This window comes from Spirosoma pulveris (assembly GCF_054781875.1).
The window spans coordinates 170,842-197,212 of the sequence record NZ_BAAGTO010000010.1 but is presented as its reverse complement, the minus strand read 5'-3'; the positions used below and the strand labels follow the sequence as shown (position 1 = coordinate 197,212).

Sequence of the window (26,371 nt, the reverse complement as noted above, 5' to 3'; positions counted from 1 at the left end):
TGGAAAGGTGGAAAGAGGTGATGAGTTTTTCGCGGTCGTGTTTTCTGCCTTGCATAGATAGCTGAAGGTACAAAAACTCCATCTATCATGCAGTTTTAGGCACTGGCAGAGTTGTGCAACAGCCACGCTCCTCTTTAAGGCCAGTAATCGTTCTTGAATAAGCATTCATCAGAGACGACGAGGTATCATGATCTGCGTCTAAAATGGGGCTTTTTTAGAGACAATGAACAGTCCCTCATTTCGACTACAAAAGTCCTCAATTTGCCTACAAACAACGGCGGGTACCTCATGACCTTTGCTGTATCAATAATCAATGCATCATGATACAACATAATGAAACCTCAGCTGTCGGCTCAGCTCCGACAACGGGTGCTAAAGTCTGGTTTATTACGGGTGCTTCCCGGGGGTTTGGGCGAGTTTGGGCCCAGGCCGCTCTGGAACGGGGCGACAAAGTGGTGGCTACAGCCCGCACATTAACGAGCATCAGGGACCTGAATGATCAATTCGGTGAAAACGTACTAACTCTGGAACTGGATGTAACCAATCCAAACCAGGTCAGCAAGGTCGTCCAACAGGCGCATGCTCATTTCGGCAGGCTCGATATCGTGCTCAATAATGCCGGTTATTCACTGGTTGGCACCATTGAGGAAGCCAGCGCCGAGGAGCTGCGTGCCCTCTACGAAACGAATGTCTTCGGCCCCGTTTCCGTGATTCAGGCCGCCTTACCCTTGCTCCGAAAGCAGGGTAGCGGTCATATCCTGGGGACTTCGAGCAACCTGGGCCAGGTGACGCTTCCGGTAATCGGCTATTACTGTTCGACCAAATGGGCATTCGAAGCGATTCACGAAAGTCTGGCTGCTGAGATTAAACCCTTCGGTATCCACGTAACGATCATTGAACCCGGTGCCTATGCCACCGAATTCGGCAGTCCCGAATCCTTGAAGTTTGCACAAGGTCTCGATGTCTACGCTGAGTTTAAGACCCATTTTTTCACTAATTTAAGAGCCTTGGAACGAGGTAACCCTGCCGCAACCCCAGCTGCTCTTTTTCAAGTGGTTGATGCCGAAAATCCGCCGTTACGGTTTTTTCTGGGTAGTCATAATTTGCCTTCGGTACGCTCGGCCTATGCGGAGCGTCTGGCAACCTGGGAGGCTTGGGAAGAGGTTTCCAATTCGGCCCAAGGGTAATCCAGCGAAGCAACCATCAACTTTGACAATAGCCTAACCAGGCAGCCATGATAACCGATTTTCGATCGGTTATCATGTTTTCTACTGTATGATGAAAAAAGAAGAAAACAGCCCCTATAAAATTGAATCGCTCAGCGACGCGCATCGAGTTTTTGGTTTACCGGCACCTCGGCATCCCTTGATTAGTCTGATCAATGGACCTCACGCTCAGGTTGACGGCCTCAGGTTTCCTCCTAACCATGTGCTGGGCTTTTATAAGATATCCTACAAACCGAAACTGAGCGGGAAAGTAAAATACGGCCAGTACTATTATGACTTTGACGAAGGGGGCTTGTTATTCGCTTCGCCGGGTCAACTGATTGGCAATCGTGACAATGATGCCAGCGTATGTTCGGCTTATACCTTGCTGATTCATCCCGATTTCTTTTTAGGCTATTCCCTGGCCAGAACCGTCAAGCAGTATGGCTTCTTCTCCTATTCAACCCACGAAACGTTACATCTTTCCGAAGAGGAAAAGGGGACCATCCTGGCGATCTTTACCATGATCGACCAGGAACTGTCCAGCCGAATCGATGACTCGAGCCAGGCTGTGCTGATCGCCCAAATAGAGTTGCTGTTGAACTACGCGAATCGATATTATAAACGTCAGTTTATTACTCGCACAGCCGTCAACAATGATCTATTACAAAAGCTCGACGAGGTAGTTGAGGCTTACTTTGCCAATGGCCGATCGGTGACCCAAGGCTTACCAACGGTTCATTACCTGGCCGAGCAGGTAAATCTTTCCCCCAGTTATTTAAGTGATATGTTGCGGTCATTAATCGGTCAAAATGCCCAGCAATACATTCATAGTAAGCTGATGGAAAAAGCGAAAGAGATTTTATCAACCACCAGCTTATCGGTGGGCGAAGTGGCGTATAAGCTGGGTTTCGAGCATTCTCAATCGTTTAGTAAACTCTTTAAAACGAAAACGCAGTTATCCCCTCTAGCTTTTAGACGGTCGTTTAATTAACCGAGTAGTTGCCACCACTAGTTACGCAGTCTCCTCAAATGCTCGTTTATGTAAACTATTGATAATCAATATAAATGGGCGTCAAGATTACGCTTCGTTTTATCGGTAAACTGCCCATTATCCATGTAGGTTGCTAATCAGCCAGCCCGACGTTGGTAGAACGTCAACTGGTTTTGTAGCTGGCTTATCTCTCCCTGCAAGCCTTCCAGTCGCTCCAGCAAGTCGCTCACGACATCGAGGTCATCAGGATGAATAGCCAGGTCCTGGTGAAGGCGGACGAGCTTTTCCAGCCGGGGCAGTTGTTCGGGCTGCACATAAACCGACTGCTCCACACAGATCGTTTCGACAAGGCCCTGTTGTTCCAGTAAGCTGACAAAGGCGATTTCGACCTGGTGATGGATACAGAATTCGCTGATGGGGATAAGGTGGTTAGGATGCATATTACATAGCGGCTAATTGTCGGAATAGGTCTTTTTGCTCGTCGGTCAGCTTCGTGGGAAGTTTGATCTGCCATTGAACGTACAGGTCGCCAAAGGAGCCGTCCTGTTTATAAATCGGAAAACCTTTGCCTTTCAGCCGAACTTTCGCCCCGTTCTGAGTTTCGGGCGGTACCGTGAGCTTCACTTTGCCGTCCAGCGTTTCAATGATCTTTTCGCCACCGAGCAACGCGGTGTACAGGTCAATTTCTTCATCGACGTACAAGTCGTTGCCTTTGCGTTTGTAACGGCTGTCGTCGGCAATAACGAAGGTAATGTACAGATCGCCGTTGGGGCCGCCGTTGACGCCGGGAGCGCCATAACCAGCCAACTTTATCTTCTGACCGTTCTCAATACCAGCGGGTACCGTAATGCGGATATTCTTGCCGTCGACGGTCAGCGTTTGTTTGTGGGTCGTATAAGCCTCGCGCAGGTTCAGGTTCAACTCGGCCTGGTAGTCCTGCCCCCGGAACTGCGCCCGCTGCCGACCTCCGCGCGGCCCCGCGTCCTGCCCGAACATCGACGAGAAGAAGTCCGAGAAATCGGACCCGCCAAAGCCGCCCGAGAAGTCATAATCGCCGGTATCGCTGCTGGCATACTGACGCCGGGACTGTTGCTGGCGTTTGGCTTCTTCGAACTGGTCGGCATGTTGCCAGTCTTTGCCGTACTGGTCGTATTTCTTGCGTTTGTCGGGGTCGCTCAGAACCTCGTTGGCTTCGTTGATCTGCTGAAATTTCTTGCTGGCCTCCGCATCATTCGGGTTTAAATCGGGATGGTGTTTCCGGGCCAGTTTGCGATACGCTTTCTTGATGTCTTCGTCCGAAGCCGTTTTCGGAACGCCCAGGACGCTATAATAATCGATAAATTCCATTTTTATAAGTGGCGGGTATATAGAGGTGAATGATAGCTACTAATCACCTCTATAAACACATTTTCGGGCGGGAAGGTTGTTTTTTCAGCAGGAAAATGGATCAGGGAAACGGTAGGTAGATTACGCTTCTCTTTTGTTTTCTGGTAGGAGTAACGGTACAGGATCAGACCTAAAAGCTATTGTCTATCCAGGTATCGTTGTCATCATTTTTTCAATTCGTTTCCAAATTCCTAAATCAGATGAAAAAAACGTTTCTGTCGCTCATCTTTATCCTTTCCCTCCTGACATCCCTCCTGACACAGGCCCAAACCGGCTCCCTTTCCGACGTTGCCTTTATGGAAGGCCGCTGGAAAGGAACTTTCAACGGCGGCCCTATTGAAGCGGCCTGGATTGCACCCGTTGGCGATAACCTCACCGGCTTTATGCGGATGATGAAGGACAACAAGGTGTCGATGTACGAAATGCTGATCTTCGAACAAACCGAACAGGGTCCTATCGTGCTGGTCAAGCACTTCAAACCCGGTTTGATCGGTCAGGAAGAAAAAGATAAATCGGATCGCTACAAGTTTATCGAAGCGGGAAAAGAGAAGGCGCTGTTCGAGAAAGAAGATGGCTCCATCCGCATCATCTATGAAAAGCGCGGCAAAGACCAGCTTGCCATCCAGCGCGGCCAGCAGAAAGATGGGAAATGGGCGTTCGCCGATCTGTTTGTGTTTAACCGGGTGAAGTAAGAGCCTGACTTTACAATAGAAAGGGGTGCCAGGTTCTAAACCGTGGCACCCCTTTCTATTGTAAAACGCAAGCAACCCTATTCCTTCCCGCTGCTCACTTTCGAAGATTTGGCTTCGTTCAACTCTTTAAGCAGCTCAGCTACCGCCGTGTCCAGCTGCACGTTTTTGTCCGAATAGCTCTCGCCGATGGGCCGCGACACGGCGATGTCGACCGGGCGGGGGGCCAGTTCCATGTTCTTACCGGTGTTGTCGGTTATTTTAGAGAACGGCAGGCGTAAGTTCGACCCGTCGATGAGTTGGGCGGCTGAAGTGAAGATAATCCAGCCCGCCGTCGGCTCGCCAACGACCTTACCCAGCTTCAGCGTGCGGTAGCCTTCCGTGAAATCTTCGGCATCGGACAGCGAGTGCTGGTTCGTGACCAGAATCGTGGGCGTTTCCAGCGCCCGCTGACCCAACTGCGTACGGGCCGGAGCCGCTGGCAGGCCACGCGATGTCATTGTTAAATAGCCTTTGCGGGTAAACACATCCAGTGCATAGGCATTGACAAAGCCCCCATTGTTGTTCCGGACGTCAACCACAACGCCCTCTTTAGCGTGGTTATCGGCATCGAGGTCGAGGCTCAGTTGCGCAAGCGATTCGGCCGACATATCGTACATGTGTACGTAGCCCAGCCGTCCACCACTTACCTTGTCGACATACTGTCGTTGCTGCTGCACCCATTGCTTATAAAGCAGTCCTTTCTCCGTTGACAGGCTGACCGGACGAACGGTAACCTCCTGCGGGCTAGCCGTGGGCGAAGACGCGACCATCAGCGAAAGCCGACGGTTGATCTGATTCTCCAGCAATTGGTCGAGGTTCGTTGTGGCGCTGATTTTGGTATCGTCCACACCCAAGAGATAATCTCCAACTTTTATGGTGCCCGACAACGCGGCCGGGCTCAGCGGAATAATCTCGGTGATTTTTAAGCGGCCATTGGTTTCATACTCGGTCCGGTCGAAACGCAGGCCCAGGCGACCCGTTGTGGTTTGTACGGAACCCGCCGGACCGGAAATGCCCGAGTGCGAGGCATTCAGTTCGCCCAGCATCAGGCTGATCAGTCGGCGGAGTTCGTCGGGGGTGCGGGCACCGGCCGCCAGTGGTTCGTATTCGGCTTTAACGGCTTTCCAGTCCACACCGTGGAAGGTTGAATCGTAAAACCCTTTGTTCTGAATGTCCCACGCCTGCCGGAAAACCTGCACTTTTTCCTCGCCGAAGTCAACATCCATTTCGGCTGTTACCGCGAGCGGTTTGGGTTCGCGCTTGTCGAGTGAGATGGACTGGATGCGGCCCTGTTCGAGGTAGTAAATCTCTTTGCCATCGGGCGAGAACTGTGCCCCGTTCTTGTTGCCTGCGGTCGAGGTGAGTTGCCGGGCTACGCTCTGGTCTCGGCCCAATTCATCGAGCGAATAGGTGTACAAGTTTTGCTGACCCGCCACGGTAGCGATCAGCAGCAGCGTTTTGCCGTCCTTACTGATCGAATGGGCATCCACATCGACACCCACGGGCAACAGGCTCAGCCGCTGGCGAATGTCGTCAAAAACGATCTTCGTTGCCGAGCCACTTTTGCCCAGTTTCGCCGTGTCGCCCAGCGCCAGAGCGGTGGTGTCGCGCGGGGTAGTTTTGGCAACGGCGGGCGATGTTGGCGCTGGTTTCAGGGTTTTAGGTACCTCTTCGTTGAACAGATCCCGGAATTGGTCTTCCCGAAACTTGGGCGAACGGGGTACCAGATCAATACGGGCAATCTGCGCCGTTTCGGTACGCTGGGTGGTGCTGAACAGAATGTATTTTCCGTCGGGGCTCCAGGTTACGTTACCGCCAAACGTATTGGCCAGAAAACTAACGGGCTTGCTTTCGCCCCCGGCCGCCGGAATGACGGAGATATTGCGGAACGTCTTCGCTCCGTACGACGCAAACGCAATCCATTTCCCATCCGGCGACCACACAACGGCCCCGTTCGACCCAAAGGGCGGACGACCCAAATAGGCTTTCTTCAGCAGCCGATCTTTTTTGGTGGCTAAGTCCAAAACCCGTAGTTCCTGCCCGTTACGAACATACGCCAGCGATTTACCATCGGGCGAAAATACGGGCGAGCTATCGTCCAGCGAACCATCCGTCAGGCGGGTTTCGTCGCGGGTAGCAAAGTCGTAACGGTAAAGATGCGATACACCATCGCGCTGGGACACATAAACCAGACTGCGGCTGTTGGGCGTCCATACCGGCTGCGACTCATTGGCCGCGCTGTGGCTAATCCGGGTAGCGTCGCCCCCGTCTTTAGTTGATGCCGCAAATACTTCGCCGTGGGCTACAAACGCCACTTTTTTGCCATCCGGCGATAGGGCCAGTTCGCGGAACTGGTTCGTCAGCTTCAGCCGGTCAACGGCCGGGCTGGCGGCTACGCCCCGTAACTTGATGGATAGGGGAGCGGCCTGCTTGCTGGCGATGTCGTATTTCCAGAGCTGAAAATCCCGCTCGAAGACAATGCTTTTGCCATCGTAGCTAATGGACGGCCACAATACCCGCCCGCTGCTGAACGAGGTCAGCATAGTTGGTTTGCCGCCGAGCGGTAATGTCCACAGGTTTTGCGCTTGTGTGCGGTCCGATACGTAAAAGAGGGCTTTGCCGTCGGCGCTCCACATGGGCCAGAGTTCTTTGGCTCCACCTTCGGTCAGGCGTTCGTAGGCCGTGGCTGCCTTTTTGGCGTCTGTATGGTACAGCCACAGTTCGGATTCGTCGAGGTGGCTGTGGCCTTTGCGCCACCACTGGTTCGAGGCAATGCCCCGCGCCGAGAAGGCCAGCGTTTTGCCATCGGGTGAGGGAACGCCATAAAATTCATTGGCGTATCGGTCGGCAGTGATCGCCATGGGCGTACCCCCATTGACCGACACCCGGTAGATGTCGTTCATACCGGCAATGTCCTTGCTGGTCGATTGGAAATAGATCATCTTGCCATCCCGCGACCAGGCGTTGAGCACTTCGGCCCCATCGTCGTAGGTCAGGCGTTTGGTCGCGCCCGTTTCCAGCGTCAACAGATACACATCGCCGTTGCCAGTGCGGGACGAAACAAACGCCATGTACTTGCCATCGGGCGAATAGAGCGGGCGGGATTCATTGTCGGGGTGCGAGACCAGTAGCCGGGCTTCACCACCCGCAACGGGCACCGTCCAGATATCGCCCCCGGAGACGAACGCCATCTCAGCCCCATCGGGCGAGATACTCGGTTCGGCATAGGCGAATTTGGGCGTTGGTGTGGCGGGTTGCGACTGGGCCATGGCCGGAGAGGCAAGGCCAAACAGCAGGGCAAATCGAAGAAGGGTTTTTGTAGAGATGTACATCGGGAACTGTAGCAGGTTGCTGATGAATCAGGAAATTGAGCGTTTTTTGGCATCCCGGCGGCCCGGTCGTGCCCCGGGATGCCAAAAAACGCTCAATTCGCCTTAGACTATAAAAGTTTAAACAGGTGCAATCCTTTATAGCCACCTAAAAATACGGCTGCTGGCTGGGGTTGGCAAATTAAATATGGGATTGATGGCGTTTTAGATATTTGGTGATGTTGAAGCTGTTAAAACGTTACAAATTGACCCAAGACAGGTGCCTTTTTGTCATTCCGACAAAGGAGGAATCTTCGGTCGCCGGAGGTTTTTAGTTTCACCCGAAGATTCCTCCTTTGTCGGAATGACAAAACCGCCATTAAAATAAGAGGTTAAAACAGGATCGCTATTCAATACAAAATCGCCCCCTCTCCATGACCAATATCATCTTCCACCAGTTTTTACAACGGTTCTGCCCGTTCAGCGAAGCCGAAGCGGATGCGCTGTTTGCTTTGTTCGAGCCGTTGACGGTGGCTCGCAAGCACCACCTTCAGCAGGAAGGCGACCGGGTAGAGCGGGTTTATTTTGTGCAATCCGGTGTTTTGCGGGGCTATTATCTTAAAGAAGGAGAAGAGATCACATCCAATTTCTACTTCGGCCCTACGCTCACGGGCGATGTGGTGGCCCTTCGGGAGAAAACGCCTACCCGGCTCAATATTCAACTGATTGACGAGTGTACGTTATGGCAAGCCCGGCTGTCGCAGATCGATGAGCTGTCGGAACAGTACCCCATTATTTACCGGCTGTTCATGGTCTTTTTCGAGCGACTGTACGCGTTCAATCATAAACGCCAGCTCTCGTTTATTTACGATACGCCCACCGAGCGGTACCTGAAACTATTCGCCGAACGGCCCAAGGTGATGGCGCAGATTTCGCAGCATTACATTGCATCCTACCTCGGCATCAAACCTGAATCGCTGAGTCGTATTCGCAAGCGGATCATGCACGAGTGAGGTTTTCTTAACCGAAGTCAACGTTTTTGGCGTGGGCCGCCCGCCACCTTTGTCCTGTCCAACGACGGACGATAAAACACGTTGACAATGAAAAATTATCTGATTGGGCTGGCGCTAACCTTAACCGTTAGCCGCCCGATGGCCGCACAAACGCAGAAAGTACCCGTTTACGGGGAGGTTGGTTTAGGGTTTGGTCAGACACTTTTCGGGAGCGGAACAAAGGCCGGTTTACAAAGGGCTCTGGGCGGCAATGGATTCGACCCCGGTACCGGAAACAATGTAATGATGGGCTTTTATGTAGCCCCCGAAAACTGGCACGGGCTGGGTATCGGCTCGCGTATCCGGGGTACGTTCGGAGCATCGGTTAGGGGCGATGCGGGCGATCAGTACATCTTCAATTATTACAACCTCGCTTTATCGGCCAAGTATTATGTATCGGGGCAGTTCAACCGGGGGTTCTATGGGCGGGGTAGTTTCGGTTTCGGGCAGTTTACGACCAAGCGGCTCATCGAGAGCAGCAACACTTTTGCGCATCAATACGCCATTGGCACCTCCGTCATGCTCGGAGCAGGCTATACCGTACCTTTCCGACGTACGGCTCTGAGCCTCGAAGGCGAGTGGGAATCGGCCAGTCGTAACGGTACGGTCAATGGCGTGGGCGATGTTCGGTTCCGCTCGGGACAACTTGGCGTGAACCTCATTCTGTCGTATTAACCCACCACCAATGTTGTGTATGGAAACGACAGTCTCTCAAAAAATGACCGCTCGTCTGATGGGTTTCCTCGCCCTGGCCGAAGTAGGAGCGGTGCTACTTCCGGTGATCGTGCTGGGTAAATATTTTGATTTTCCCGATGTTCTTCGGCAGCCCGCAGCTTATGAACTGACACTTTTTCGGCAAAATCAGGCGCAGATTGTTCCGGCTTATTATGTGTTTATGCTGTCGGGCTTGTTGTTTGTTCCCTTGTCGTACGCGTTCAGTGCGGTTCTTAAAACCACGACATCGTCGGTATGGCGGCAAGCGCTGATTGGTACAGGGTTGGCTACCGCTATTTTTCAGGCTATTGGTTTCAGCCGATGGGTGTTTGTGATTCCGTTTCTGGCCGAACAGTACGCACAGCAGCCAGCCCGGCGAGCCACGATTGCGCTGCTCTACGAAACGCTCAACCGATATGCGGGGATGACCATCGGTGAGCATCTGGGCTTTCTGGCAATGGGTAGCTGGACGATTGTTCTGGCCGTGTTACTGCTGCGGGCTAGGTTTCTGAATCGCTGGATTGCCGGATCAGGTATACCCATTGGCGTTGGTTTGCTGGTCAGCGTACTTGAACATGCGGGCGGGCCGTCGGCCGATGTATACGCTGCCATTAACTTTGCTGCCAACACCGGCTGGTCGCTCTGGATACTGTTCCTGGGCGTATGGTTTCTGCTTCATCGCTCTGTTAATCAAGCCGCTAATGCGTTAGTCAAACGTCCTGTTTCTCAATAAATATACTATATTTCAGTACTATGAACAGACAAACCATTCTGGGCGCTGGCGGGGTGATCGCCAATGGCCTGGCCCGCCAGCTTCCTGCTTATACCAGTACCATTCGGCTGGTCAGTCGTAACCCAAAGGCGGTCAATGCCACCGATGAACGGGTACAGGCTGACCTGACCGACGCCCGGCAAACCGATACCGCCGTAGCCGGTTCCGACATCGTTTACCTGGTGGCCGGACTACCCTACAAAACGTCCATCTGGCAGGAAAAATGGCCCAAGGTCATGCAGAATACCATCGATGCCTGTGAGCGGCACGGCGCTAAGCTGGTCTTTTTCGACAATGTGTACATGTATGGGCGCGTAAATGGCTGGATGACGGAAGAAACGCCGTTCAACCCCGTCAGCAAAAAAGGGGAGGTTCGTGCCCGGATTGCCCGGATGCTGCTCGACGCCATGCAAGCCGGTCGGGTAACGGCACTCATCGCCCGTTCGGCCGACTTTTACGGACCTGCTGTGCCAAACTCCGTTACCGAAGCCCTGGTATTTAGCAAGCTGAAAGCGGGTAAAACGGCGAATTGGCTGGTCAACGCGCAGGTGAAGCACTCCATGACGCTGGTTGATGACGCGGCTAAAGGAACCGCCGTGCTCGGTAACACACCCAATGCTTACGGACAAACCTGGCACCTCCCCACCGACCGACAGGCGCTAACGGGCCATGAATTTATTGAGCAGGCAGCGGCTGCGTATGGGGTCAAACCGAACTACTCGGTCTTGTCAAACTGGATGGTCTGGCTGGCCGGATTGGTTAACCCGGTTGTCGGCGAAACGCGCGAAATGCTCTACCAGAGCGACTCGGACTACTTGTTCGACAGCACCAAATTCGAGAAACAGTTCTTCCCGGCCACACCCTACCGCGACGGAATTCGCCAGTCGGCTGTTTAATGGGGGTAAGACGAGTAGCCAGATAAACGAAAATTCAAAATTTCATGTTGATACATTAAATTGACAATCCGGGTTATTCGCTATGGCTGATTACACCATTCCCGCCCAGACGCGCATTGGGCACATCCATTTGAAAGTTGCCGACCTCGACCGGGCACTGGCGTTTTACCGCGACCTGCTGGGTTTCTCACTCGTCACCATGTACGGTAAGGAGGCTGCGTTTATTTCGGCGGGAGGCTACCATCATCATATTGGCCTGAATACCTGGTACAGTAAAGATGCGCCCCCCGCACCAACCCGAGCGGCCGGGCTGTTTCATACGGCTATTCTGTACCCCACGCGCCGTGATCTGGCCGTGGCCTTAAAGCGGCTCATTGATGCGAAATACCCCATAACGGGCGCATCGGATCATGGGGTGTCGGAAGCTATCTACCTCAACGACCCCGACCACAACGGTGTTGAACTTTACTGGGATCGCCCGCGCGAGGAGTGGCCACTCAAACCGGACGGCTCCATCGAGATGTTCACCCACCCGCTGGATCTGGAAGGGCTGCTCGGGGAGATTTGAGTTTTTGTGAGTTCTTAAGTTATCTACCCCCTTCCTACTTCACCAACCCCGCTGGCAACTGACCAATACGCTGAATCTGAATATTTCGGTAGAACACCTCGGCGCCTTCCGATTGAATCTGAATTTTACCCTTTGTCAGCGGCTCGGCCTGCCCGTTCACGAGGTGGCGGGTTTTGGTGAGGACTAAATTGACTTTGCCATTCATGACGTGTACGCTGGTATCGCCAAAACAATACAATTCCAGCACATTCCACTGGCCGGAGGGTTTTTCGGCATCGGGGTTCTTGAGGCACGACCGTCCGACCGGCGTTTTATCCTGAAACGTGACCAGCGGAGCCCCTGGCTCGTAGACATAAGCGCCCTTTTCATTTTTCCGGGCGGTAATGTCGGCCAGCACGTTCATGACGCCCCAGTAATCGCCACAATCGCCTTCCTGCACTTGCAGCTCAAAGGACTCCATCCATAACATCGGTGTGCCGTGCGGGCCGACGCTATGGTACAACAGGCCACTGTCGCGGGGGCGGTCGAGTTTGGGTGGCCACTTTTGCGTACCCCATTTGAATTCCATGCGAAGATGGTAGTTGCCGTAGTCGGCCAGGGTGTTGATGCCGCCGAAGGTCTCGCCCGATACGCGCAACGCCGGTTTTCCATCGACCATCACGACCGAGAACACATGGTTTGGGTCGTTGTTCAGACCAATGGGCGGTGTTTTGTCGTTCTCGCCATCTTTGGCATAAGGCTTATCCAGATAGGTTTCCCAGCCAGTCAGGTTTTTGCCGTTGAAGAGCGACTGCCACTTTGCCGATGATTGAGCCGTGACCGACGAAGCGATGAGCAGGCCGATACCGGCTGCTAGTAAGCGTAATTTCATAACAGAAGGGGTAATAAGCAGTAAGGCTAATTTATATAAGAGTATTTCCATGCGTGTTTTTGTCATCCCGACGCAGGAGGGATCTTTGGTATGCTGGAAGACTCAGTCTCGACCGAAGATCCCTCCTGCGTCGGGATGACAAAAACATGCATGGTTTTTACGCTTCATCTTATGTAAAGTTGATACTCTAAACAGCTCAACTACTTAAATAAAAGTAATCAATCGTTCGATGTCGTTTAAAGGGCGCAAAGTCATCCCGGTACTCACTCCTTCGCTCTTTCACTAAAGGAATACAACTTTTAAGAGAACACTCGGTTTATGTCGGGATGTGTTTACGTACTCAACATAAAACCATGAAACAGTTTATCATTCCGGTTCTACTCGGACTCGGCCTGGCCGCTGGCTGCCAGAAGAAAGAAAATGCGAAGGGCGTCGATACCGGCGATCTGGATAGTGCCAAAGAGACTGTCTCGACCATTGGCGACCCCAAGTTGCTCTACACGCTCCCCGCCAAATACAACACGCCCGATGGCATGGCACTGGCACCCGACGGTACCGTCTATCTGTCCGTCCCCAACCTGGCCGACAACAGTTCCCCCGGTGTACTGGTCACGTTTGCCGCCGACTCGGTGAAGTTCTTTACCAGCCTGCCCGTCCACCCCGATACCAAACACGCCTGCCCGATGGATCTGGCGTTTGGCCCCGATGGTAATCTGTACTATGCCGACAACCAGTACGAGAACGATAAAAACTACAAATCGCGGCTCATGCGCGTTAAGATGAGTGGCGGCAAGGCGGTAAGCGTGGAGCCGGTCGTGACGGGTTTCGGGCTGTCGAATGCGGTGGTCTGGAAGGGCAACACCATTTACGTGACCGATAGCCAGTGGGACATGCCCGACAATGATAAAGGCAGTGCGGTGTTTCACTTCACGCTCGATGAACTGAACAAGGGCGTAGTGACTCTGAAACCAAAAACAATGGACCCGCACGTGCTGGCGACCTTCACCACGACGGTGAACGAAACGGGCGTAGACAACGGCGCCGACGGGCTGGATTACGACAGCAAGGGGAATTTTTACACCGGCTCGTTCGGTGATGGGACGCTCTACAAAATGACTCTCAAGCCCGATGGCTCGCTGGCCTCGAAGGAAGTGGTAAAAGTAAGCGAACCGATTGCCTGCGTAGACGGCCTGATCGTGGATCGCAAAACGGACAAAATCTACCTCTGTAACTCCCGCATGAACTCGATACAGACGGTAGCGCCCGATGGCAAAGTGAGTACCCTGGTGCAGAACGGCGACACCGACGGTAAGGACGGCCGCATCGACCAGCCCGCCGAAGTGCTGCTAAAAGGCAACCGGCTTTACATAACGGACTTCGACAAGCCCGAAAAGAAGTTCGTCAACACCAAAGCTGACGATGTGCATACGATGTCGTATGTTGATCTGGCGAATCAGTAAACGGGTGGCGGTGCTGGCAAAGCTGGTAGAAATTGGCTTTGCCAGCACCGTCATATAGTTTGGTCTTCTGTTATCCGGACGCCTTTTTGTGCCGGGCATTATCTGTCTCCAATCAGCACCTTTTTTAAGTCGCCGTTCTCTTTTGTCAGCAAATACAGGGCGTAAGGTGCAAATGCCAGTATGCCTATAATCATGGCCGCTAGTCCCAGTACGATGGCCGCCGGAGCAAATTTATTCCGCCACATAATCCATAACCCCGAGAGTGTCAGGTAACAGCTGAAATCCAGATTGAACTGGCCATTCCAGGTTAGTGAGGTAATGTTTGCGATGAAGACTTGAAAGAGGTTTGCGCCTTCGTTCTGAAAAGCCAGGTAGGTATAGACCAATAGCACAATGGTCTGGACAAGGAGCAAAAACCGGAGTAGAGGCTGTCTGTTCATTGGGCGATGGAATTCACGTTGATCGGTTTCCAAAGCGGCCCGGCTGCCAACAACAGGAAAAAGATGTTGAAGAAAACATTTGATGTATTGCCTGAAGCCAGAGAGCCCGCGCTATCCAGCACACACCAGGCTACAAGGCCTGTCAATACCGATTTCCGTACCCCTTCCGGAGCGGCATCGTACACCCATTTTTGTAAGCACCAGATGCAAACGCCCCAGCCAAACAAAAATCCGCCGGTAAGCGCCGAGAGAAACCGGGTAGTCGCTGCGGCATAATCCTGGGCGCCATCCACCGGAAAGCTTAAAAAATCGAGTGCCCATCGGGCCGGTTCCGACGTGGAGACCATGCTCCCTAAAAAGAAAACGGGGCCAAATGAACCGACAACAAAAGCGGTAAATTTTAAATACGATTTATAAAACGATGGAGTCATAGCCGTACTTATTTTAAACCTATTTAAACGTTGATTTTATACGGTGAATCAGGCGTTTTGTCATCCCGAGGAACGACAAAAACACTTATTACTAACTACTTAACGTGAGTTCGGGTTTAAATCTGGCCCTTAGGGCCTTTACAGCGTAGCGTCGGTAGAAAAAGTCATTATGTGTAGTATATGTGTGCCGTCAGGTACACAACTGTTATGTACCTAACGGCACATGCCTTAAGGTGAACCCGTTTTTTCTACCGACGCTACGCTGTGAAGGCCCTAAGGGCCAGATTTAAACCCGTATTCACGTTACTCAAGAAGGTTTAAACATCTTCTTTGTCGTTTGGCAAAGCTACCGGCATGAAGGCCTGTATTTTAGACGCTCCCGTACAATGCACCGGGGCTACCCGAAGTTTTGGGCAATTCGTTTTAAATTTTTAAAGTAATCGGATAGCCATTCATGCGTGAGCGTTTCGGCATTGATTTGCAGAAAGAAGTTTTCCAGAGCCAATTCGAACAACCCCTCCGCCTGGCTCTGACTCAACGGTAATTGCTGGTCTTTCACCCAAATAGATACAAATTCGGAACCGATAATCTGGTTAGACCGGAATAGCGTTTCTTTATACGCTTTGTGCTGCTGGTTAATGCGCAACTGCCTGTTAAACAGCAAGTCTGTTTTATGGGCTACCAGAATTTGGATGAGTTCAGGGTCTATGTTGGCGGCTTTCTTCTCCTTGTCGGCAATAACCTGCGACTGTATCAAATGAAAGGCCAGGAGGAGTTCGATAAACACCTCCAGATCGGCGAAGTGATGGTAGAATGACGATTTACTGATGCCTACTTTTCGGGCGAGGGTTTCCACCTTCAGCCCACTTTCGCCGGACAAAGCAAAAATTTCGTACCCCACCTTAATCCAGCTGTCTTTGTTTTCGATCATGAGCTGAGTTTTCTCATGCAAATAAAGATAAATAGGGAAACGACCCTATCGCTATATACGCTTCATCACCGACTACACCAAACCTGAAAAAGAAGCTCGTCAGTACCAAAGCCGATGATGTGCATAGCATGTTGTATGTTGATTCGGTGAATCAGTAGCGGAGGGGCGGTGCTGGGGAAGCGGATAGAGATTCGGCCTTCTATGTACTGTTGAAAGGAGGTTAGATGCTAAGTGGATGGGTTAGTTAGGAGGATGATTAAATTTGTATCCTTTATTAATACACAGCTAGGGCGGGGGATAATGTTATTGGTTTTATGCTCAGCTATATTTTGTTATAATTTTGAGTTTTTGAGTCTCAGTCCCACTATTACAAAAATATTGTTGTAGCTAGTGTTTTACACTTCGTTTGAAGGGATGTATTTGTCTTTACAATAATTTTCAACTTCTGTATCGTTTGCAAAGTACCTATCACAGAAGTCATCTAATTCTTTTTCAGCTCCCGAAATATATTTTTCACTTGCTGTCATTAATTTTTCAATCTGTTCGATAAACTTTTCAAACTCTTTATTCATAGTACAAAGCTTGTCGATTGTCTTAAAATCTAAGTCTCGGAAAATAGAAGGGTAAAGTACTTTGCTTTGATACGGATTTGCATTGAGCTCTATAATGCCAATCCCAAATGATTGATTAAGCCTTGCCATTTCTTCGTTTAAACTGTCACTAAATTCAAAAGCTACTAAATAACCATAATTTGCCCAGCTTGAATTTGAAACGGCTTGGAAAAATGCTTTTTTCAATTCGCTATCGCTATTAATTTCTCTTTTTAGTTCATAAGAACTAATTTTAAATGTGTCAACGCGATTAATAGATTTCAAAAAATTTTGACTAGCTTTTGTTTGTAAGTTTAGAAATTTAATACCAATCATATCAGGATGCGTCCAGATCTGGTTATTGTCTTTTCCATTTGATTGTTCATGAAAAATTGTCTTTGAGTATGTATCTGTGTTTTTTAAGTAGCTACTCAAAAGTTTATGTAAATCTCTTTCCTCATATGTTTTTGATCTATTTGCTTTTGATGATTTTGCTATTAGAACTTCATTGTCACCACTCAAAATATCAACTCCAATGTTCTGCTCATGTTTTGTTAAATAATAGGAATATGTTCCTCCATCTTGTTTAATTCGTTTTACTCTTGTGTCACCGTTACGAATAAAGTCACCTAAAATTGCCGAAATAGTTGAACCAGGTGTTTTAGCACTACCAAAGTTATAATAGTTTTTGTCGTATATATTATTGAGCACCACCAAGTAATTTGTGATGTCATTTATGTCTTCTAAACTTTTTAAAACGGCTTCTTTTAATGTCATCGTCTGTGTTTTTGTTGAGATCTGGTCTTCTTATTATTAACTGTAACTCTTAAATGTAAGAAACTTTTATAGCAGATTTAAAATTTATTTTCATTTCATCAACGGCAAGATGTGTTATTATACAGCCTTTAATTTCTGTAAACGTAATAGACTTTTTCAGCTCGTCACATTCACAGCTTGGTAATTGACATAGGAAGAAAATCCCCATAAACCAAACCACTCTCACGAGTAAGTATCGATCTACGGGGATTGATTGTATAAAGAAAGGAAAATTAGCGGTGCGGGCTTAAGGACCGCGCTACACGACTACAACTCTTTCAGCTTCATGTTCCGCCAGCGGACTTTGATGCCGCCACCGTCGTGGATTTGCAGGGCCACCGAGCCTTCACCTTTGCCAATTTTCTCGTCGGTCAGGTCGACCATCTGGGTGCCGTTCAGGAAGGTTTGTACGTGGTCGCCCTCTACCCGGATGCGGAGCTTGTTCCAGTCGGTTGGTTTCAAGATGTTCTCTTTCTCGTCGGGAATCTGGATCAGCCAGCCGCGGCCGTACGATTCATAGATGCCGCCCGTATCGTGGTTGGGGGGCGCTACCTCTACCTGCCAGCCGTTCACTTTGGTGCCTTCTACCGTCGAGCGGAAAAACACACCGCTGTTGCCGTTCGCTTCTTCTTTAAATTCCAGCGTCAGGTCGAAGTTTTTGTAGTGCTTCTCCGTAGCCAGGTAACCATACTGTTTGTCCGGGCCGCTCTCGCAGATGAGTTCACCGTCCTGGACGTACCATTTTTCGGTTCCGTAGATTTTCCAGCCCGACAGGTCTTTTCCGTTAAACAGCTTAACGGTTTTCGTCGGAGCCGTGAAGGCCATTGCCATAAACAGCAGGCCAATTGCAAGGCATTGTTTCATCGAGTATCAGGTTTTAAAGGGTTAATAAAATTTTTAAAGAATTGAGATTTCCGGCTAAAATACGGCTTGTCACCTTATTTCTTTCGCAAACGGATCAAAAATCCACCGCCCGGTGCCAGATGTACCGGTAGGGATTCCGTTCGCGTTACGGTTTTGGTACTGAACTGATAATCGACCGGATTTCGGTCGGCGTTGGGCCCGTCTACGCAGCTAACCGCTTCGAAGGCCCCATCATCCAGAAAATCCAGCGGTAGCGTAAGATCGTGGGCTGCCCAGTTGCCCAAACCGCCAATGTACCAGTCGTTGCCTTTCTGGCGGGCCGTCACGATGTATTGCCCCAGTTGGGCGTCCAGCACTTTCGTTTCGTCGAAAGCCGACGGCACGCTCCCCAGAAACTCCATAAAGCGGGGCTCCAGCAGCGCCTGCGACGGATTACCCGAAAAAATGGAAATGGGGCTGTCGTACACCACGAACATCGCCAGTTGATGGCAGCGCGTTCCCTGCGACATCACCTGCCCGCTGATGGGCCTGAACTGCTCTTTGGTGGCGTTGTTCAGCAAACCCGGCTCGTAGTCCATCGGGCCGGAAACCATCCGGATAAACGGCAGCAGCACATCATGGTCGGGCGTGGCTTTGGTGCTCCAGATGTTGTATTCCGAACCCAGCACGCTCTCACGGGTGATGGCGTTGGGGTAGGTCCGCTCGAAACCCGCCGGTTTATAGGCTCCGTGGTACATGATCATGATCTTCGCTTTGGCACAGGCTTCGGCCACGCGGGTGTAGAAGTTGACCATCTTCTGGTCGTCGCGGTCCATGAAGTCGGTCATGATGAAATCCACGCCCCACGATTGAAACTGCTTCAGAGCCGGTTCCAGTTGCCGATCCAGTGTAGCCGCCAGTGTCCACATGCTCAGCCGCACGCCCTGCGAATGGGCGTAGGCGACCAGCTCGGGGATGTTCATGCCGGGCGTAATCTTGAGCAGATCGTTATTGTCCGACCAGCCCGCATCAAGCAAAATCCGGTCGAAGCCGAACCGTTTGGCAAAGTCCACATAGTACTTGTACGTCTCCGTATTGACCCCAGCCCGGAACGGTACATTGTAGAGATTGATGTTCGTGATCCACTCGTCGGTGCATTTGCCCGGCTTCACCCACGAGGCATCGCCTATGCGACTGGGCGTGGCGAGCCGATAGATAATATCCGAAGCCGGTAAATCGCGATCGGTGCCAATGACCATTACCCGCCAGGGAAAGGTGCGTTTTCCGTTTGTACGGGCAATATAATCGGCTCGTTTACTGACGACAAACTGCGAGTATTCAGCCGCTACCAGTTTTTCGGACAGCGGGTAGGGGGCAAAAACGCCGGTAAGGCCGTTGCCTTTTCGGGCCAGAAACATACCGGGATAATCCAGCAGATCGGACTCCGTCAGCACCAGGCGCGGGCCGCTGGCGGGAGCCACCAGTACGGGCGAAAAGCACAGGGCCGAATCCGGCATCTGGTTCAACGGCCGAATCTGGTACGGCTCTTCAAAAGACGTATGAAACCGGTCGACTTCGGGTCGGGACTGAACGGCCGGGTAATACACGGTCGGGTTATCGGCAAAGGCAAAGCGGGCTGTTTCACTCCGAACCGTAATGGAATCGGCAAAGGCGGTACGAAAACGGTAGGCCACGCCATCGTCGTACACCCGGAATTCCAGCGCCGATTTATTCGGAAACTCCAGCACCAGCTCGGAGTAGTAATCCCGAACGACCCGCCGTTTGGTCACCACGGGTGGCAGAATAGAGTCACGCACGGTATGGAGTCGGCTTTGTTTGAGAATGCCGTTGCCCACGGTCCGGCCATCGGCCAGCGTCAGGGCAATAGCCGAGGGATTTAGCAGCGGCTGCCCCGCCAAACTGACCGCAAAGCGAACACTGTCTGAGGCTGTGACCGTCAGCGTCAATCGGCCGTTGGGCGATGCTATGGCGCGTTGGAATGGTCTTAGTGCGGCCAGTACCGACAGGCTGTAGGTCACGAGCAGAATGAACAGCAGAGGTCGCATAGCGAACGAGTGGTGTTGAAATTATCGGGTAGCCATCAGAATGCACACGGCGGCCGGTACTTTTACTGATTGTCCCGTAAAGGTCAGCAGCCCCGTCTTTTTGTCCCGCTTAAAGATGGTGATGTTATCCGTGTCCTGATGGCCGACAAAGACAAAATCGCCTTTGGGATCGATCAGGAAGTTGCGGGGTGTTTTGCCTTCGGTAGGCTGGTCGCCCACTTTGGTAAGCCGTCCGTCATTGCCAATTGCGAAAATGGCCAGCGTATTTGCTCCCCGGTTGGAAAAGTACAGAAACTTGCCCGACGGATCGATGTGAATATCGGCACTGGTATTCTGCCCCGAGAAGTCATCAGGTAAGGTTTTGATGTTGTCGTCGAGCAGAGTCAACGCCCCGGTTTTAGGATTTCGGGAGAAAACGGCCACTGTAGATGTCAGCTCTTCGACCAGGTAAGCGTATTTACCGTTGGGATGAAACGTAAAATGGCGCGGTCCTGAGCCCGGTTTCACACTGGCGTAGGGTGTAGCGGCCGGTTTAACCGTACTCGACTTCGTATCGACATCGAATATGTTGACTTTGTCGGTGGTCAGGTCAGCGACATATACAAAGCGGTTGTCGGGGGCCAGCGTGGCCGAGTGGACATGCGCCTTTTCCTGCCGTGCCTTGTTGGGGCCGGTGCCTGCATCCTGAACGCTGTCGGAGGGGGCTGCCAGCGACCCGTCGGCGTTGATCGGGAGTACGGCCAGACTGCCGCCACCGTAGTTGGAGACAAAGGCTGTTTTACCCGTCTGGTCGACGCTGACGTGGCAGGGACCGGCACCGAGCGTCGATTGCCCGTTCATGTACGTCAGTTTACCCGTTGACTTATCGATGGAATACGCACTGACGCCCCCTAGTTTATCGGCCCCTTCGTTTACCGAATACAGGTACTTTCCGGATGGGTGAATGGCCAGGAAGGAGGGGCTTTTTCCGTTCGAGATCGATTGGATCGGCTGCATGGTACCGGCCTTTCGGTCGAACTCGAACACATAGATGCCCTCGCTCCCCCGAACGGAGTAGGTTCCTACATACATAATCTCTTTTGTCGATTGAGCCTGTGCTGCAAGGCCCGCACTAACCAGGATACCTGCGAGTAATTTGTTCATAAAATCAGGGATGAGTCTTTTTAATAAGCAGCGACAGAATGTAAACTACCGATGCCAATTGAGCTACGTTATTAGTGGATTTCCTATTTTTTTTAAATTTTAAGCGTCAGATAAGGAAATAATATTGATAGAAGTGTTTTAGATAAAGATTGTATTAAAAACGATTGGCTGTAATGCATTACTTTTGCAACAACGATTAAAGCCATCCATTTCACGCATTTATCGTTTAAACCTAACTTTTCGTTAACACCTCCAGTACTATGAAACGAGTATTGATAATTTTTGCGGCCGTAGCTATGCTTGCTTCCTGTAACAGTAAGAAGCGTCTGGCTGAGATCAAAGCGCTACAGGATGCCCGCGATAAGGCTATTGCGTCATTGAATGACTGCGACCAGCGTACAGCGACTTTGCGTTCACAACTGTCGTCTAAGGATACCGACCTGCAGGGAAAAGACAAGCAGGTAGGTGATCTACAGGCGCAAATCGACTACCTCAAAAAGACAAACATCAACCTCCTGGACCGGATGTCTGATTTGTCGATCGTGAGTAAGTCGGGTGCTGAAAGCATTCGGAAATCGCTCGAAACACTGAACGAGCAAACGAAGTACACGAATAACCTCAACTCGACCATTCAGCGGAAAGATTCATTGAATCTGGCCCTGGTGATGAGCCTGAAGCGTTCGCTGGACGATATCAACGACCAAGACGTACAGGTAGAGGTGAAGAAAGGGGTTGTGTATGTATCGATCTCGGACAAACTGCTGTTTAAGTCGGGTAGCTATGACATCACACCAAGAGCAGAAGTCGTACTGGGTAAAGTAGCCAAAGTTGTAAACGACCATAAAGACCTGGACATCCTGGTAGAAGGTCATACGGATGCTGTCCCCATTTCTACGCCAGCTATCAAAGACAACTGGGACTTGAGTGCCCTGCGGGCAACTTCGGTTGTTCGTACGTTGCAGTCTAAATTCAGTGTTGCTCCGGAGCGTCTGACAGCCGGTGGCCGGTCGGAGTTTGCACCGAAAGATGACAACACAACGGCGGTTGGCCGTCAGCAGAACCGTCGTACGGAAATCATTATCACCCCAAAACTTGATCAGTTCTTCAATCTGTTGTCGAGCGGTCAGGCTGGTGGCAGCAAGTAAGGTATAAAGGCTTTTCGCACAAATGCGAAGAGTTTAAAAAAGCCCGCTCAGGAATTCCTGAGCGGGCTTTTTTACGTAACCCGTAAGGATATTCCGCCTAACCACCCGACTGGTATACTATGTGGTCAGTATCTTAAAACGGACCAATGAGGTTCCACAAACCTCGTTCTAGTGATCGCTTGTGCAGTAAGTTTTAAGCAACCTACCGTGTCAGTTTTGATAAACTGATACCACAGATAGAAATTGACAGTACATGAAGAATACAGACCCGGCTCCAACGGCTCTTGCTTCTTACTCAACAAATTGAAGAAAAGCAGCAATATCCTTATAAATGAACCGGGCTGCCTCACTAGTATGTAGGGCAGCCCGGTTCTAAAAATTAAATTCTTTTTCGCTACTCCGCGCGCTTTTCTGCTTCTTCGGGCAGTACAGACGCCGGAGTTGATAAATCCTCTATCTTCTCATCCGGTGTTTCCGTTATCTGGTCCGTCGGCTCTTCGGTCACTTGTTGTTCGGACTGCTGGTGTTCCTCATCAAGCAACTCCGAAGCTGGCAACACGGCTGCATTGGTAGCATCGGGGCCGGTAACAGGCAACAGACCATCTTCAATGGGTGGCTCGCCAAAGAAACGACGCTGGAAAAACAGAATGATGCAGACGCCTACAAAAATGCAGGAATCGGCGATGTTAAAGATGGGCGTCGAGTAATACTGACCACCCCATACCGGCACCCATTCAGGGATAAATCCTTCCCAAACATCAATGAAAATCATGTCGATCACCTGCCCGTGAAACCAGGGGGTAGGGGAGCCGTAAGGGAAATTATTCAAAAATACACCGTAAAAGGTGCTGTCGATCACATTGCCAACAGCGCCGGCCAGGATCATCGACATCGCCCAGAGCAAGCCATTGGGTGCCCCCCGATGCGCCAGATTGACTAAATAATAGCCAATGCCCACCATGGCAAACAACCGGAAAATACTAAGCAGAAGCTTCCCGTATTCATGGCCCAGTTGCATACCAAATGCCATGCCGGGGTTTAGCACATAATGGAGCTTGAGCCAATCGCCAGCGAGTTTAATCTGACCCGCAAAGCCGGGGGCCATATAAAAATGTACGGCCAGCTTCACGCCCTGATCCAGTAAAATCAGTATCAGCGTCAGCAGAAAAAACTTATAGGGGCTTTTCTGGATCATATTAAAAAAGACAGCAAGAGTCCGACCAATCGGCCGGAGCCTTGCTGTGACTGAAAGTACGCTATTATTGACGACAGCCTTTACGGCGTTTTAACTCATTGCTGACCAGCGTGAACTCCCGGCTGCTCTGGCCCGCAATCGACTTATTTTCGTCTGCTCGCCGGAACAGGTAAGGCATAACGGCTTCTACAGGCCCGTAAGGTACGTATTTTGCCACGTTATAACCCGCATTGGCGAGGTTGTACGAAATGTTGTCGCTCATACCCAGCAACTGTGCAAAATAAATATGCGGGTCGCCGGGCTCAATGCCCAATTGCTTCATTAACTCAACACAGTACAGGCAGCTCTCCTCATTGTGCGTTCCCAGACAGATCGAGATCGTGTCGCGATTTTGCAGGCAAAACTCAATAGCTTCGTTGAACGCAATGTCGGTATCTTCCTTTGTGGCCTGAATCGGGTCCTGGTATTCCTCTTCGTGCGCCCGGAGCCGCTCTTTCTCAAGGTAAGCTCCCCGAACCAGCTTCACGCCAAGATAATAGCCTTTGGCACGTGCTTCGGCGGTGTCGCGCCGGAGGTGAGTCAGGCTTTCCCAACGGTACATCTGGTATGTATTGTAGACAATAGGCCGCTCGTGATTGTAGCGATCCATCATCTCGTAGGCCAGCGTGTCGATCGTATCCTGAATCCAGCTTTCTTCAGCATCGATAAAGATGCGCACATTCCGCTCGTGGGCTCGCCGGCAAAGGGTATCAACCCGCTTCATAACACGATCAAATTCGGCTTTTTGCTCCTTGTTGAGAGAGTCGCCGATCTGGATCGCTTCGAGAAGCTCGGTGGAGGCAACGCCGGTTACCTTGAAAACAGAAAATGGAATGTCGCTTGATTCACTGGCGCGTTCGATGGTGCGTAGAATTTCAAGCGTTGTTTCGTCGAAACTTTTTTCAGTCTCCTCACCTTCAATAGAATAGTCGAGGATGGTACCTACGTGAACATCGTGCAGATTGCGGATGGTTCTCTCCGAGTCCTGGATACTCTCACCACCACAAAATTGTTCGAAAATCGTATTTTTAATGAGGAATTTGATCGGGAGACGCAGGCGCAGGGCAATCTTTATAAAAAAAGTCCCTAAATTTACCAGCCATCCCTTATTCATCAACGCAAATAACCAGTAGGTCTTTCGGAGTTTGAAATCCGACTGGGACGAAAAAGCAATCGAAGTGTCCTCAAATGAAAGTGGGCGGAGGTCCGACGTTGAGGCCGAGTTCGGCTTAATGTCTTTAAGGCCCTGGACAGTCTCCGGCATTAGATTACTTCGGTTCGACATATCAGTGCTCCGTTTGGGCGGTGCTACTAGCATAGCTTAAGTGCGTGTTAGCTAACACGACCGAAATATATAACGAAATTTCGGTCAAACAGTTAATGCGCCAACACGGCTTGGTTTGACAAACTAAAAAGCTTTTAGACAAATGAAGGAACCGGCTTGAAAAACAGCCAATTCCTCTGCAAATATACCACAAAATTAAATTTAAAGTTCCCCATAGAGTAGTAGGTGTTACTCTTAGATTAAGCGTTAGTATGAAAGTAGAATTAGCCGTAGAGCCGCTTGGATCGTGGATTGATACCAACGGCAAACCTCTGATCATTGCCGGTCCGTGCAGTGCTGAGACCGAAGATCAGTTAGTGGAAACCGCGCGCCAGTTGAAGGCGCTGAACGCGGTTCACGTTATCCGTGCGGGCGTGTGGAAGCCCCGCACCCGGCCGGGTAGTTTTGAAGGGATGGGCGAAGCTGCTCTACCCTGGATTCAACGCGCCAAAGCTGAAACGGGCCTCCCGTTTGCGGTGGAAGTGGCTACCCCCGAGCACATCGAACTGGCTCTTAAATATGGTGTTGACATCTTGTGGGTAGGTGCCCGTACGACCGTTAACCCATTCAACGTACAGGAGATTGCCGATGCCCTGCGTGGCGTTGATGTGCCTGTACTGGTGAAAAACCCGGTAAACCCTGATCTGGCTCTTTGGGTAGGTGCTTTTGAGCGGCTGGCCGGAGCAGGTATCAAGAAACTGGGTGCTATTCACCGTGGCTTTGCTACGGGAGAAGCCAGTAAGTACCGTAACATTCCGATGTGGCAAATGGCCATTGAGCTGAAGTCGATCTTCCCTCAGTTGCCCATCATCGGCGACCCCAGCCATATGGCGGGTAAGCGTGCCTACCTGAACGAACTCGCTCAGATGGCCATGGATCTGAACTACGATGGTTTGATCGTTGAATCGCACATCGATCCCGATAAAGCGTGGAGTGATGCAGCGCAGCAGTTAACCCCGGCGGCTTTCGGCGAAATGCTGGACCACCTGCAAATTCGTCAGGTTGAGTCGCAGAATCTGGAATTCCAGAGCTTTGTGGAGCAGTCGCGTCGGAATATCGATAACGTAGACCGGCAGATTGTTGAAATGCTGGGTGCCCGGATGGCGCTGGTTGAGCGGCTGGCCGAGTACAAGCGCGACAATAACGTAACGCTGTTCCAGCCCGAGCGTTGGAAAGAAATTCTGAAAACACGTACCGAACTCGGTAAAAAACTGAATCTGTACCCCGAACTGGTGGAAGAGATCTACAAGATCATCCACATGGAGTCGATTCGGAAGCAGACCGAAATCATACACAGTGCCGAACAAAACGCCTAGTTGGGTTTTGGTGCAATTAGTGAATTGGGTGGAGTAGGGAGCAATCCTTACTCCATTTTTTGTGTTTAGGGAAGTGAGTGCGGTGGGTAAAATGGTTTAGTCAGTGCTGCTTCCTACATATACTCTCATTGCCCT

At 51.0% G+C, this 26,371-nt stretch carries 24 protein-coding genes; 11 read left to right on the top strand and 13 right to left on the bottom strand.

Annotation, left to right across the window (positions count from 1 at the left end):
* Nucleotides 1-320 precede the first annotated feature (320 nt).
* Complete coding sequence (locus ACYVJM_RS26020; RefSeq protein WP_461151147.1) at nt 321-1,187, top strand: SDR family NAD(P)-dependent oxidoreductase; 867 nt, start codon at nt 321-323, stop codon at nt 1,185-1,187.
* An 88-nt stretch (nt 1,188-1,275) separates the two neighbouring features.
* A complete protein-coding gene (locus tag ACYVJM_RS26015; protein ID WP_461151146.1) occupies nt 1,276-2,199 on the top strand; it encodes a helix-turn-helix domain-containing protein in 924 nt (307 codons plus the stop codon).
* A gap of 137 nt (nt 2,200-2,336) precedes the next feature.
* Here ACYVJM_RS26015 and ACYVJM_RS26010 read toward each other — a convergent pair whose 3' ends face one another.
* Both ACYVJM_RS26010 and ACYVJM_RS26005 read right to left on the bottom strand, forming a co-directional pair.
* Complete coding sequence (locus ACYVJM_RS26010; protein WP_461151145.1) at nt 2,337-2,639, bottom strand: chaperone modulator CbpM; 303 nt, start codon at nt 2,637-2,639, stop codon at nt 2,337-2,339.
* Nucleotide 2,640: 1 nt separating this feature from the next.
* Nucleotides 2,641-3,546, bottom strand: coding sequence for a DnaJ C-terminal domain-containing protein (locus ACYVJM_RS26005; RefSeq protein WP_461151144.1), 906 nt, complete (start codon nt 3,544-3,546; stop codon nt 2,641-2,643).
* 239 nt (nt 3,547-3,785) lie between these two features.
* On the opposite strand from ACYVJM_RS26005, the gene ACYVJM_RS26000 reads away from it, so the two are divergent.
* Nucleotides 3,786-4,277, top strand: a complete 492-nt coding sequence (locus ACYVJM_RS26000) for a DUF6265 family protein (RefSeq protein ID WP_461151143.1) — start codon at nt 3,786-3,788, stop codon at nt 4,275-4,277.
* A 77-nt stretch (nt 4,278-4,354) separates the two neighbouring features.
* On the opposite strand, the gene ACYVJM_RS25995 is transcribed toward ACYVJM_RS26000, so the two are convergent.
* Complete coding sequence (locus ACYVJM_RS25995) at nt 4,355-7,648, bottom strand: S41 family peptidase (protein ID WP_461151142.1); 3,294 nt, start codon at nt 7,646-7,648, stop codon at nt 4,355-4,357.
* 410 nt (nt 7,649-8,058) lie between these two features.
* Between ACYVJM_RS25995 and ACYVJM_RS25990 the strand changes: the two genes are divergently transcribed.
* The 5 genes from ACYVJM_RS25990 (at nt 8,059) to ACYVJM_RS25970 (ending at nt 11,626) form a co-directional block, all read left to right on the top strand.
* Complete coding sequence (locus ACYVJM_RS25990) at nt 8,059-8,637, top strand: Crp/Fnr family transcriptional regulator (protein WP_461151141.1); 579 nt, start codon at nt 8,059-8,061, stop codon at nt 8,635-8,637.
* Nucleotides 8,638-8,724: 87 nt separating this feature from the next.
* Entirely contained in the window at nt 8,725-9,351 is a 627-nt protein-coding gene (locus tag ACYVJM_RS25985) for a hypothetical protein (protein ID WP_461151140.1), read from the top strand.
* Between the two features lie 19 nt (nt 9,352-9,370).
* On the top strand, nt 9,371-10,123 hold the full coding sequence (locus tag ACYVJM_RS25980; RefSeq protein WP_461151139.1) for a DUF4386 domain-containing protein: 753 nt from the start codon (nt 9,371-9,373) through the stop codon (nt 10,121-10,123).
* A 20-nt stretch (nt 10,124-10,143) separates the two neighbouring features.
* Nucleotides 10,144-11,058 (top strand): NAD-dependent epimerase/dehydratase family protein, encoded by a 915-nt coding sequence (locus ACYVJM_RS25975; RefSeq protein WP_461151138.1) that lies wholly within the window; start codon nt 10,144-10,146, stop codon nt 11,056-11,058.
* Between the two features lie 82 nt (nt 11,059-11,140).
* Entirely contained in the window at nt 11,141-11,626 is a 486-nt protein-coding gene (locus tag ACYVJM_RS25970; protein WP_461151137.1) for a VOC family protein, read from the top strand.
* A gap of 34 nt (nt 11,627-11,660) precedes the next feature.
* Here ACYVJM_RS25970 and ACYVJM_RS25965 read toward each other — a convergent pair whose 3' ends face one another.
* On the bottom strand, nt 11,661-12,497 hold the full coding sequence (locus ACYVJM_RS25965) for a 3-keto-disaccharide hydrolase (protein WP_461151136.1): 837 nt from the start codon (nt 12,495-12,497) through the stop codon (nt 11,661-11,663).
* A gap of 353 nt (nt 12,498-12,850) precedes the next feature.
* Here ACYVJM_RS25965 and ACYVJM_RS25960 point away from each other — a divergent pair, with 353 nt between their 5' ends.
* Nucleotides 12,851-13,957: an SMP-30/gluconolactonase/LRE family protein gene (locus tag ACYVJM_RS25960; protein WP_461151135.1), complete on the top strand. Its 1,107-nt coding sequence runs from the start codon at nt 12,851-12,853 to the stop codon at nt 13,955-13,957.
* 98 nt (nt 13,958-14,055) lie between these two features.
* On the opposite strand, the gene ACYVJM_RS25955 is transcribed toward ACYVJM_RS25960, so the two are convergent.
* The 7 genes from ACYVJM_RS25955 to ACYVJM_RS25925 form a co-directional block, all read right to left on the bottom strand.
* A complete protein-coding gene (locus tag ACYVJM_RS25955; RefSeq protein ID WP_461151134.1) occupies nt 14,056-14,397 on the bottom strand; it encodes a hypothetical protein in 342 nt (113 codons plus the stop codon).
* Nucleotides 14,394-14,828 carry a hypothetical protein gene (locus ACYVJM_RS25950; RefSeq protein WP_461151133.1) on the bottom strand — a complete coding sequence of 145 codons (435 nt, stop codon included), beginning with the start codon at nt 14,826-14,828 and terminating at the stop codon, nt 14,394-14,396. The genes ACYVJM_RS25955 and ACYVJM_RS25950 overlap by 4 nt, the downstream gene beginning before the upstream one ends.
* A 397-nt stretch (nt 14,829-15,225) precedes the next feature.
* Nucleotides 15,226-15,759: a TetR/AcrR family transcriptional regulator gene (locus ACYVJM_RS25945; protein ID WP_461151132.1), complete on the bottom strand. Its 534-nt coding sequence runs from the start codon at nt 15,757-15,759 to the stop codon at nt 15,226-15,228.
* Between the two features lie 395 nt (nt 15,760-16,154).
* Nucleotides 16,155-17,126 carry a hypothetical protein gene (locus tag ACYVJM_RS25940; RefSeq protein ID WP_461151131.1) on the bottom strand — a complete coding sequence of 324 codons (972 nt, stop codon included), beginning with the start codon at nt 17,124-17,126 and terminating at the stop codon, nt 16,155-16,157.
* Nucleotides 17,127-17,432: 306 nt separating this feature from the next.
* On the bottom strand, nt 17,433-18,029 hold the full coding sequence (locus ACYVJM_RS25935) for a 3-keto-disaccharide hydrolase (RefSeq protein ID WP_461151130.1): 597 nt from the start codon (nt 18,027-18,029) through the stop codon (nt 17,433-17,435).
* A gap of 74 nt (nt 18,030-18,103) precedes the next feature.
* Nucleotides 18,104-20,074 (bottom strand): glycoside hydrolase family 97 protein, encoded by a 1,971-nt coding sequence (locus tag ACYVJM_RS25930; RefSeq protein WP_461151129.1) that lies wholly within the window; start codon nt 20,072-20,074, stop codon nt 18,104-18,106.
* A 21-nt stretch (nt 20,075-20,095) separates the two neighbouring features.
* Nucleotides 20,096-21,217, bottom strand: a complete 1,122-nt coding sequence (locus tag ACYVJM_RS25925) for a lactonase family protein (protein ID WP_461151128.1) — start codon at nt 21,215-21,217, stop codon at nt 20,096-20,098.
* 260 nt (nt 21,218-21,477) lie between these two features.
* Between ACYVJM_RS25925 and ACYVJM_RS25920 the strand changes: the two genes are divergently transcribed.
* Entirely contained in the window at nt 21,478-22,362 is an 885-nt protein-coding gene (locus ACYVJM_RS25920) for an OmpA/MotB family protein (RefSeq protein ID WP_461151127.1), read from the top strand.
* A 394-nt stretch (nt 22,363-22,756) separates the two neighbouring features.
* Here the strand turns inward: ACYVJM_RS25920 and ACYVJM_RS25915 are convergent, their stop codons facing one another.
* Together ACYVJM_RS25915 and ACYVJM_RS25910 are read right to left on the bottom strand one after the other, a co-directional pair.
* A complete protein-coding gene (locus ACYVJM_RS25915) occupies nt 22,757-23,557 on the bottom strand; it encodes a lipoprotein signal peptidase (protein ID WP_461151126.1) in 801 nt (266 codons plus the stop codon).
* A 64-nt stretch (nt 23,558-23,621) separates the two neighbouring features.
* Nucleotides 23,622-24,860: a proline dehydrogenase family protein gene (locus tag ACYVJM_RS25910; protein ID WP_461151149.1), complete on the bottom strand. Its 1,239-nt coding sequence runs from the start codon at nt 24,858-24,860 to the stop codon at nt 23,622-23,624.
* Between the two features lie 272 nt (nt 24,861-25,132).
* Between ACYVJM_RS25910 and ACYVJM_RS25905 the strand changes: the two genes are divergently transcribed.
* The gene (locus tag ACYVJM_RS25905) at nt 25,133-26,236 is read left to right on the top strand and encodes a chorismate mutase (RefSeq protein ID WP_461151125.1); all 1,104 of its coding nucleotides are present in this window, start codon (nt 25,133-25,135) and stop codon (nt 26,234-26,236) included.
* The last annotated feature ends 135 nt before the right edge of the window (nt 26,237-26,371 follow it).